General features: G+C 65.8%; 11 protein-coding genes. 5 read left to right on the top strand and 6 right to left on the bottom strand.

The annotated features are described in order from the left end of the window. A partial coding sequence (locus tag H8A95_RS38935) for an SPOR domain-containing protein (RefSeq protein WP_229187873.1) occupies positions 1-698 on the top strand: 698 nt, incomplete at its 5' end. Between the two features lie 244 nt (positions 699-942). Here the strand turns inward: H8A95_RS38935 and H8A95_RS38930 are convergent. Further along, positions 943-1662: a DnaJ domain-containing protein gene (locus H8A95_RS38930; protein WP_229187872.1), complete on the bottom strand. Its 720-nt coding sequence runs from the start codon at positions 1660-1662 to the stop codon at positions 943-945. A gap of 129 nt (positions 1663-1791) precedes the next feature. Here H8A95_RS38930 and H8A95_RS38925 point away from each other — a divergent pair, with 129 nt between their 5' ends. Further along, positions 1792-2199 carry a DUF302 domain-containing protein gene (locus H8A95_RS38925; RefSeq protein WP_229187871.1) on the top strand — a complete coding sequence of 136 codons (408 nt, stop codon included), beginning with the start codon at positions 1792-1794 and terminating at the stop codon, positions 2197-2199. Positions 2200-2211: 12 nt separating this feature from the next. On the opposite strand, the gene H8A95_RS38920 is transcribed toward H8A95_RS38925, so the two are convergent. The 3 genes from H8A95_RS38920 to H8A95_RS38910 form a co-directional block, all read right to left on the bottom strand. Beyond that, positions 2212-2952, bottom strand: coding sequence for a vWA domain-containing protein (locus tag H8A95_RS38920; protein ID WP_229187870.1), 741 nt, complete (start codon positions 2950-2952; stop codon positions 2212-2214). 89 nt (positions 2953-3041) lie between these two features. Continuing rightward, positions 3042-3983: an alpha/beta fold hydrolase gene (locus H8A95_RS38915; protein ID WP_229187869.1), complete on the bottom strand. Its 942-nt coding sequence runs from the start codon at positions 3981-3983 to the stop codon at positions 3042-3044. A gap of 320 nt (positions 3984-4303) precedes the next feature. Beyond that, entirely contained in the window at positions 4304-5080 is a 777-nt protein-coding gene (locus tag H8A95_RS38910; RefSeq protein ID WP_229187868.1) for a helix-turn-helix transcriptional regulator, read from the bottom strand. Positions 5081-5183: 103 nt separating this feature from the next. On the opposite strand from H8A95_RS38910, the gene H8A95_RS38905 reads away from it, so the two are divergent. Continuing rightward, complete coding sequence (locus H8A95_RS38905; protein ID WP_229187867.1) at positions 5184-6269, top strand: zinc-binding dehydrogenase; 1086 nt, start codon at positions 5184-5186, stop codon at positions 6267-6269. Between the two features lie 83 nt (positions 6270-6352). Here the strand turns inward: H8A95_RS38905 and H8A95_RS38900 are convergent, their stop codons facing one another. Continuing rightward, complete coding sequence (locus H8A95_RS38900) at positions 6353-7276, bottom strand: division plane positioning ATPase MipZ (RefSeq protein WP_229187866.1); 924 nt, start codon at positions 7274-7276, stop codon at positions 6353-6355. Positions 7277-7551: 275 nt separating this feature from the next. Between H8A95_RS38900 and panC the strand changes: the two genes are divergently transcribed. Together panC and H8A95_RS38890 are read left to right on the top strand one after the other, a co-directional pair. Further along, a complete protein-coding gene (panC, locus tag H8A95_RS38895; RefSeq protein ID WP_229187865.1) occupies positions 7552-8403 on the top strand; it encodes a pantoate--beta-alanine ligase in 852 nt (283 codons plus the stop codon). Between the two features lie 143 nt (positions 8404-8546). Then, positions 8547-9293, top strand: coding sequence for a hypothetical protein (locus H8A95_RS38890; RefSeq protein ID WP_229187864.1), 747 nt, complete (start codon positions 8547-8549; stop codon positions 9291-9293). Positions 9294-9335: 42 nt separating this feature from the next. Here the strand turns inward: H8A95_RS38890 and H8A95_RS38885 are convergent, their stop codons facing one another. Next, positions 9336-9776, bottom strand: a complete 441-nt coding sequence (locus H8A95_RS38885; protein ID WP_106318065.1) for a DUF1489 family protein — start codon at positions 9774-9776, stop codon at positions 9336-9338. Positions 9777-9958 lie beyond the last annotated feature (182 nt).

Below are 9958 nucleotides of genomic sequence, written 5' to 3'. Positions count from 1 at the left end.
CCCTGCCGCCGCCCCCGGCCAAGCCGGAACCGCAGGCCAAGCCCGAGCCGGCGCCGCTGACCTCAGGCGTGATCCAGACCCAGCCGATCGCCGCGATCCCCGGCTCGGCTGAACCGATGAAGCCGGTCAAGGTGAAGACCGTGCAGGTCAAGGCCGGCCAGATCAAGCTCGCCGCCGCCGGCCCGGCACAGTCCGCGCCCCCGATAACCAACGCGATTCCGTCGCGCGGCGAGATCCCCGAGACCTCCAATGCGATGATGGTGCGGGCCGCCGAGACCTCGAGGCCCGAAATGCCGCCGCAGCCGGCCAATTTCGGCACCGGCAACGGCGTCCTCGGCGTGCTTCCGGCCTCGGCCGTGCATGCGCCCGCCCAAGCCGTGGCCTCGATCGAACCCACCACCCGCAGCCTGCAGGCCGCTCCGCAGACCAGCGCTGTCAAGCCGGGCGCAGCCCACAGCGGCTGGATCATCCAGGTTGGCGCGCTGGAGTCCGAGGGCGAGGCCAACAAGCGCATCGACCTCGCGCGCAGTTCGGCCCGAGGCCTGCTCAGCAAGGCGGACCCGTTCACCGAAGTCGTCGCCAAGGACAATCGCAGGCTCTACCGTGCCCGCTTTGCCGGTCTCGAGCGCGACCAGGCCGAAGCGGCCTGCAAGACGCTGAAGCGCGCAGAGATCTCCTGCATCACCGTCCGCAACTGATCGACGCTATCTGCTGATCGCAAGGGCCGGCGCCGCAAGCGCCGGCCCTTTTGCTTTGCATGTCGCCTGCGAAAACAGTCGGCCCGCCCGCGCGCGGCGCGATTATGAAAACTTCTCGTCAAGATTTTACGGTTAAGTTTTCCCGAAAGAACGATCGGCCACGCCGGACAGCGGCGGGTCAGGCGGGGCATCAATCAGAAACGGAAGGCAGCTCTCGGCTGTGGCGTTGGTAGCGTAGCCGGAGTTAGAGATGCGCGCGAAGCAGAGTATCCTTGGCCTCGTTCACACGGGCAGCGAGGTACGTCGAGCCCCCTTGGTCGGGATGGAGTTTCTTCATCAGGGTGCGGTGAGCCCGGCTGATGTCGTCACGCGACGCGCCCGGCTGCAGGCCAAGGATCTGATAGGCCTCCTCGTTCGTCATTTTGCCGCTCGCCGCCGGACGGCCCTGCCCCCTTGCCCGGTCGCCCTGTGCGTCCTGACGCCAGGCGGGAAAACGGCGGTCCAGATAGCTTTCAAGTAGCGCGACGCTTTCGGCGTCGAAGCTCGGGACCATCGCCAGAAGCTGCGCGAGGTCGAACTCATCGAGCATGCGGCCGGCCTGCGGTCCGGCCACGATCTGGCCCTTGAGCACGCCGCTGCCGTGATCGAGGCTCATGTCGAGATATTGCGAGCGCACCCGCGAGCTTTGTCCCTGAGAGCGCGAACCGCCGAACATGCCGCCGAGATTGGGAAAGCCTGACGTCCCGAATGGCGACCAGCCAAGCAGTCCGGCGCCGAAGATGCCGAGCGGAATTGCCACCGCGAGCTCGCCCCGCACGCCGGTAAAGGCCGCAACGGCAAGCGCGAGCACGCCGCCGACGATCTTGATCGCGCGCGCAAGCACGGCGGGATTGGCCGCACGAAACATCTGCAGCGCGGAATAAAGGACGACAACGGCAACGACGCCGGCGATCAGGGTTGGCATGCGCGGAATATAAGCGGCTCGGCGGCAAAATGCATGCGAAGCTTCGTCTCACCGGAGCGTGACGCGCACCGGCGTGGCGCTGATCCCCGCGATTGAGTAGCTTGCGGCAACAGTGCTGGAGGATGCGCGATGACGATTGACGGACTGATCAGCCTCCGCAGCAATGCCGGGCCGAGGCAAACCGCTGACCGGCTCAAGGCCGAACTTCAGGCCAGTGGGCTGACCCTGTTTGCACAGATCGATCATGCCGCGGGTGCAGCCGGTGCCGGTCTTGCGCTCCGCCCGACCGAGGTCTTCGTGTTCGGCAATGCGAAGGGCGGCACGCCCTTGATGCAGGCCGCGCAGACCATCGGGATCGACCTGCCGCTCAAGGCGCTGGTGTGGCAGGATGAAGCCGGCGACTGCTGGTTGTCCTACAACGACCCGGCGTGGCTCGCCGAACGCCATGGCATTGCGGAGGCGACCAGGCAGGTCACGGCCAACATGTCGACATTGCTCGGCGCGCTTGCGAAAGCCGCAACGTCAGGCGAGGCCTGACGCAAGGCGGCGCTATCTCATCTGGCCGATCAGCCGCGCTGCACTGCTCGTGGTCTTCGCCAGCTGCAGCAGCGCCTCGCGGCCACCGGCAGCGTAGGCTGCAGCGGCACGCAGCAATTCGCGGAGCTGTGCGGCCGCGCCGGGATCGAACCTGCACCATGCGCCGCCGGTCAGCCGCGCGATCTCGCGAAACGTCTGTTCGGCAGTCGTATCCTCGCCTTCCTGGAACATGAAAACCGGCACCTTGAGCAGGCCGAGTTCGCCGGCCTTCGCGCAGAGCTCGTCGGCGCTCTCCTCCATTGCGTCGCCGACGAACACCAGCGCGCGCACACCTGAGGCGACCGCCTCGCGTCGCGTCTCCGACAGCACCTTGCCGATCTGGGTATTGCCGCCCTGGCAATCGATCTTGCTCATCAGCCGCGCGAGCTGCGCGCTGTCTGATATCCAGCCCGAGGCACGGCACTCGTTGAAGCCGCGGTAATAGACGAGGCGAATATCGAGGCTGCCGAGCGCGCCGGCTTCGCGGAACATGTCCGCCTGCAGCGTGCACGCCATGTCCCATGTCGGCTGCCGGCTCATCGTGGCATCGAGGGCGAACACCAGCCTGCCGCGTGCACCGGCGCGATGCGGCGACATCGCCCGCGCCTTCGCCACGAACGCGGCGATGTCGTTCGAACTCGATGTCGGCACGCCAGGCGCATTGGCCGGACGTACATCGCCTCCGGATGTCGGTTTGATCGTCTTGCCGGCCATCAGCGCTTGCCTCGTACAGCAAACACTATGTGGGCCGCCGGATCGGATTGGTCAACGTGACGGGCCTGCCGGCATCCCGGGCGGCTCCGTCAATTGGTGACCGACGGGTCCTTCTTGGTCTCGGTCTTGGTCAGCGAGAGCGACTTCTTGAGCTTCTCGGTGAAGGTCTGCGGCTTCTCGACCGGCACGTAGAGCGAGACCGGACCGGGCTCCAGAATCTTCGGCGGCGCATTCCTGGTATCGACCGGCCCGACAGCGCTGTCGGTATCGGCCAGGAATTTATCGAGCATGGCCTGGATCGAGTCCTTGGCCTTCTCGGGTCCGGTGTCGCGCATGTCGTTGTGCTGGAAGTTGGTGTTCACAACGGTGATGCCGGCCTTCTCGCACTCTTCCTGGTCCGGCACCACGCCGGGATCCGGCTTGAAGTGAGAGTCATGCGAACGGAACGACAGGATCTTGAACTTGCCGTCGGTCATGAACGGCACGCGCAGATTGTCCAGCGTGACGACCTTCTTGATCTCGTCCGGATACTGCTTGGCGAAATACATCGCGATGTCGCCGCCATTGGAATGGCCGACCATCGTCAGCTTGCTGTAGTCCGCGTTCGGCTGACGCTTCTTCATCTCCTCGATGGCGAATTTGATGTTGGTGATGCCGCGCTGATACTGCGGCAGGCGCCCGACATAGAGCTCGCCTTCCTTGGTCACCATCGGTCCGTCCGACGGCAGGTCGTTCTGAATGCTAACGGTCAGATAGCCGCGCGCCGCGAACACGTTCGCGAGGAAGGAATATTCGGTGAATTTGACGGTATTGCCATGATTGAGGATCGCAACCGGCAGCGTGATCATGCCCGCGTCGGCCTGCATCTCCTTGTCGAAGCGCACGGCGACGTCGACCGCGACCGGCCGCTCATCGCGCGTCGGATCCTTGAACATGAGGGTCTCGTGACGGATCGCCCACTTGCTCGCGGTGAAATAAGCCGCCGTGATCACCACGGAGAGAGACAGCAGAACGAGAATTCCACGCTTCATGACGTCCTCGAGGTGCCCGCCTTTTCAGGGCTATTTTGGCGGGAGGCTCTTCGGCCTCCTTTTGAGAATATATGTCACAGCGCCGTGACAGGAAGTCCAAATATTGTGGCTTTGGTGGCATAACGTTGTGCGCCGCACCTATAGTTTGTGCAGTTGCACAGGACCGCCGCGCCGGCGCTTGCTCTCCTCTTACCCTTCGACGCAAGTTCCCAAGGTTGCGTTCGAGCCTTGGATAGACGTTGAGGGGAAACCGGATTTCGGCCCCTTTGTTCCACCTTTTTGGCCGCTCTGTGACGAAAATCACCGGAAAAACACGGTTTTCAGCGAATTTCCGTGTAGATGATCAGTTTAAGGCCTGGATCGTCATTGGCCTGGAAGGTGGCATATTCAAAAGTCAGCCGGCCGCGCTTGGGGTGGCTGAGCACTTTTCTGCCGGCGACGCTGACGCCGACGTCGTGGGTGCCCCACCAGCCGTCGAACTCCGGACAGCCTCTGCGCAGCCGCGCCTGCAGATCGAGGAAGGCCGGATCGCCAGCCCAGAGGTCGTGCGTCCGCCGAAACTGCGTCACGATGCGCCGCGCCTCCTCGGGCCAGCTTGCACCGAACAGCTGCCGGCTTTTGGGGTTGGTCAGCACGTACATCAGCGTATTGCGCTCGTCCTCGGGCAGGCGGCCGAAGGCGAAGACATCCTCCGCGGCTGCGTTCCAGGCCAGCACGTCCCATCGCCGCCCTGTGACATAGGCCGGCTGGTTGAGGCTTTCGACCACGCGCCGGATCGCAGGCGGCACGGTCTCGGTGGCGAATGGTCGGCGGTCGCCATCCTTTGCTAGCGCGCGCAGATGCGCATGCTCGGCCTTGCTGAGACGGAGCGCCCGCGCCAGCGCGTCGATCGTGGTGGCGGACGGGCTGACGGAGCGGCCCTGCTCGAGGCGGATGTACCAGTCGACCCCGATACCGGCGAGTTCGGCCACCTCCTCGCGGCGCAGACCGGGCGTTCGGCGCCGTCGCCCGGCCTGGGTGCCGGTGAGCTTGGGCGTCAGCTTCTGCCGCCGCGACCGCAGGAAATCGCCGAGTTCGCTTTGCCGCGCAGTGGCCATCACCGGGCTCCCGACTGGGACTGATAATCCTAGGATAATACCAGGTCTTCCTGGGTGCAACGGAGCGCAGCATGATGCCGATCTCAGCCAGGGATGAGATCAGATGAAAGCAGCAGTTCTAAAATCGTTCGGCTCGCCGCTCGCGATCGAGGAGGTCCCCGCACCCATGATGGGAACGGGCGAAGTCCTCGTCGACGTGATCGCGACGCGCGTGCTGTCCTACGCCAACGAGGTCTTCAGCGGCGAGCGCAGCTACCTGCTCGAGTTGCCGGCCGTTCCCGGTCCCGGCGCCATCGGGCGGGTTCGCGCTGTCGGGCCGGATGCGACCCACCTCGCCGCCGGTGATTGGGTGTACTGCGATCCGACCTTCCGCTCGCGCGACGACAGCATCTCGCCGGACATCACCTTGCAGGGCTGGAGCGCACGCGGCGAAGGCGGGCTGCGCTTGCAGCGGCACTTCCGTCACGGCTCGTTCGCCGAGCAGACGCTGGTGCCGACCGAGAACGTCAAGCGCATCGGCAGCATCGATCCGGCCGATGCGCCGTCATGGTGCGCGCTCGGCACCTGCCTCGTGCCCTACGGCGGCTTGCTGGCGGCGCGGCTGCAGCCTGGCGAGACCGTGCTGGTCAGCGGCGCCACCGGCAATTTCGGCAGTGCCGCGGTTGCCGTCGCGCTGGCGATGGGCGCTGCCTGCGTGATCGCGCCCGGCCGCAATGAAAAGGTGCTGTCCGATCTGGTCCGCCGCTTTGGCCCGCGTGTGCGCCCGGTCAGGCTCAGCGGCAACGAAGACGACGACCGGCAGCGCATGCGGCAGGCCGCGCCTGGTCCGATCGACTGCGTGCTCGACCTGATGCCGCCGTCGGTGACGACACCGACGGTTCGCGCCGCGATCATGACGGTGCGTCCCTATGGCCGGGTCGTGCTGATGGGCGGCGTCGGGATGCAGGGCGGACCAGGGCTCGACCTGCCCTATCCCTGGATTATGCGCGAATGCATCAGCATTCACGGCGCCTGGATGTATCCGCCGGAGGCCACATTCGGTCTCGTCAACCTCGCCCGTGCCGGGCTGCTGCGGCTCGATCAGTTCGAGGTCACGACCTTCGACCTCGACCACGCCAACGACGCGGTCACGCATGCCGCCGCCAATGGCGGGCCGTTCAGGATGACGGTGCTGGAACCGAATCGATAGGCCGGTACCGCGCGCCGACGCGAGAGCTGTTCCGTTCGGATGAATCGGAACGGGCTCCAGTCCCCACTACGCGCAAAAGCGCCCTAGTTGCCGATGATGTCGTGGACTTCGAGCGGCTTGTCGACCTGGCTGAACCACTCGGCCCGGTTGGCGGCCCGGCGGCGGCCGCGCTCGTCGAGCGGCAGCTTGAGCTGGCGTAGCAGGCTCATCACCTCCTCGCGCGCCGTGACGTGGCCGAGGCTTGGACGGGTGCCGAGCGTCGCCTCGTCGATGTCGTCGAGCGCCGTCAGCCCGCGCGGGAAGAATTCGCGATAGACCACCCGCTCGGCAAAGCCGTCGACCGAACGGAACCCGAGCCGCAGCGACAGCTGCTTCAAGCCGTCGGCGACCAGCTGCTTGTTGCGCGAGCCGAGCATCGACAGCCGGTTGCGCACCACGATCCAGTCGGTCGAGGCGCCGTCGAGCTGGCGGCGCTTGCGGCGCACGTCGCGCACCATCTCCGCGTAGTGGCTCTCGCCGATCACCGCGTAGGTCGCGGGGTCGACGGTGCCCAGCACGTCGAAATCGAGGAAGCTGTCGTTGATCGGCGTCACCAGCGTGTCGGCCATCGAATGCGCAAGGCGCATCAGGTAACTATCGGAACCCGGGGTATCGATGACGATGAAATCGTAGGCGCGTTCCACCGCGCTCACCGCGGTCATGAACTGCTGGAATTCGGCGTTCTCGTTCTCCTCGATCTGCATCGTCTCGCCGTACTTGATGCAGTGGTGCGCCGGGAGCTCGAGGTCGAGCCCGGTGCGCCGCGCCCAGGCCTGGCGATTGCTGATGTAGCGGGTGAAGCTCTGCTGCCGGCAGTCGAGATCGATGCTGGCGACGCGCTGTCCGGCCTTCATGAGCGCAACGGCGATGTGCAGGGCGGTGGTCGACTTGCCCGAACCGCCCTTCTCGTTGCCCAGCACCACGACATGTGCGGAGCCAGATTGACCCTGACTTGCCTGCACCAACATGATTCAATCCCCGGCAGTGATCTTCAAATCGAGCGCCGCTGCGGTCAAGTGAAATGCATCACTGCGACACGAAATCAATTGCAGCCGTCCTTAATGATGAATCGAACGAGCAAGCGCGCTGCGTCGATCGGCGGAATGCGGCCCGCGATCCATGCGCATTCGAGATCGGGTAATGCATGCGCGGCGGTTTGCCGATGGCGGCTCGGACTTGGTAAGGTCCGCCACCTGCCGAACGCCAAACATCCCACCCCGATTGCCCCACGAGCCGAGACCAGATGCCGAGAAATCCCACCGTCGTCCGTACCGTCCCTGCCCTTCGTCGCGCCGTCGACGCCCTGCGCACCAAGAAGGCGACCGTCGCGCTGGTCCCAACCATGGGTGCCCTCCATGACGGCCATGTGTCGCTGGTGCGGCTCGCCAAGCGCCGTGCCAAGCGGGTCGTCGTCTCCATCTTCGTCAACCCGACGCAGTTCGCGCCGACGGAAGATTTCGGTTCGTATCCGCGCACCTGGAAGGCCGACGTCGCCAAGCTCGCGGCCGAAGGCGTCGACCTGATCTGGCACCCCGAGGTGAAAGCGATGTATCCGGACGGCTTCGCCACCAGAATCGTGCCGGAAGGACCGGCCACCGCCGGGCTCGAGGATCGCTTCCGTCCGCACTTCTTCGGCGGCGTCGCCACCGTGGTCGGCAAGCTGTTCACGCAGGTCCGGCCCGATGTCGCGATCTTCGGCGAGAAGGACTTTCAGCAGCTCCGGGTGGTGGCCCAGATGGCCGCCGACCTCGACCTCGGCGTCAAGGTGATCGGATCCAAGACGGTGCGCGAACGCGATGGGCTCGCGATGTCCTCGCGCAACGTCTACCTCTCGGCTGAGGAGCGGCGCGCCGCGCCCGAGCTCAACCGGGTGATGAAGGAAGCGGCAGGTCGCCTGCGCGCCGGCGAGGACACCGCGACGGCAATGGCCGCCGGCGCGGCGCTGATCACCAAGGCCGGCTTCGTGCTCGATTATCTCGAGGTTCGCCATGCCGCCTCGCTGGCGCCAATCGGCTCGCTGAAAGACGGCCCGATGCGGATGCTGGTCGCGGCACGGCTCGGCGGCACGCGCCTGATCGACAACATCGCGGTTTAGGCCGCCTCCGGAAAAGTGTGATGCCGTTCATGCACAGTCCCGATGCGGGCGTGTAATGAGGGCCCGGCCTCATCCGTGCGGCCGGGTCGTGCTGCGCCGCGCCCGTGACGCAGGGATGATCGCGCCTTTCAGAGGCGATCGGAATGAGCAGGTATTTCACGCACGGCATTGTTCTCGGCATCGCACTGGTGGCCGCCACCGTGGCGCAGGCGCAGACCCGGCCGCCGGTCGGCGGGGTCAATTCGGCGCCCGGCGCGATGATCTTCTATGTCGCGCATGGCGCGCCCGACGCCTGCGGCCCGGGCTGCTCGGACTGGATCGCCGCCGAGGGCGCCGTGCAATGGGACACCTACAAGCGCCTGCTGGCGATCCTCGACCGTCAGAACGGACGCAAGCTGCCGGTGGTGATCAATGTCAGACCGGGGTCCGACCTCACCGTCGCTGCCAGCCTTGGCCGAATCCTGCGCGGACGCGGCATCGATGCTGCGGTCGCGGCGACCGAGGTCGAGGCCTGCAACGGGAAATCCGAGGAGGAATGCTTTGCGCTGAAGCGGCCCGGCGGCCCGCTGGACGCTAAGGAGAAGCTGTCCAGCGTCGCCTGCGAGCTTGCCTGTGTGTTGATGCTTGCGGGCGGCGTCCATCGCATCGTGCCGCCCGGCAATCGCGTCATCCTGACCGCCAAAATGCAGATCTACGACCGGCTCGCACCCAACGTCTCGGCCGAGCACCGCGAAAGCCTGACCTCGATCTTCACCGAACAGTTCCGGCGATATCTCGGCGAGATGGGGATCGACCATGAAATGCTCGACGTCACCGTCAGCAAAGCGGGCGGCCGCTATGTCGAAATCCCGGCGTCCGAATGGAGCCGGCTGCATCTCGTGACCCAGTGACCCGCGGCAACTGCCGCCGATCGACGAGAGCGATCCGATTGCTCAGAGCAATCCGAGGTCGCGCAGCTCGCGGCGCATCGGCTCGGGCATCGAGGCCACGCTGGCGGCGCTCGACTTGGTGAGATCGGCCGGGGCGGAGTCGGCCGTCAGATAGCGCCAGCCCTGGAACGGCCGCATCGGCCGCGGCGAGACGGCGATCACCTTGGGCTGCATGACGATACGGCAGCGTCCGATGCCGTCCTTGTCGCGGAACGGCTCGATCGCGATGATCTTCTCGCGCGCGGCGATCTCGCCACGGATCACCCAATACAGCGAGCCGCCGGCAAGGAGCTCCTCCTCGCGCTTCGGCGTCATCCGCGTGATGTGGACATGACGGAGCGGCAGGCCCTTTTTCTTCGCTGTCGCCATCCGTTCGGCGACCCAGCCCTTGAGTTCCTTGACGGAGTCGCAACCGACGGCGAGCTTGATGAGATGAAGCGGCATGCGTCGGATGTAGCGGCCGGCGCGCGCTTTGAAAAGGGAGCGCCGTCGGCAGCGGTGGATATCGGGACAACCGTGCAAACAGCGTGATGACGACGGCTCACGCCGCCGTCATCACGCTCAGTATCAGGCTCAATCCTGGCTCGCGGCCGCGGCGCACTCGCCGCCGCGGGAGGCGGCGCCGG

Source organism: Bradyrhizobium oropedii, assembly GCF_020889685.1.
Lineage (GTDB): Bacteria > Pseudomonadota > Alphaproteobacteria > Rhizobiales > Xanthobacteraceae > Bradyrhizobium > Bradyrhizobium oropedii.
This window is presented reverse-complemented; position numbering and strand designations above follow the sequence as displayed.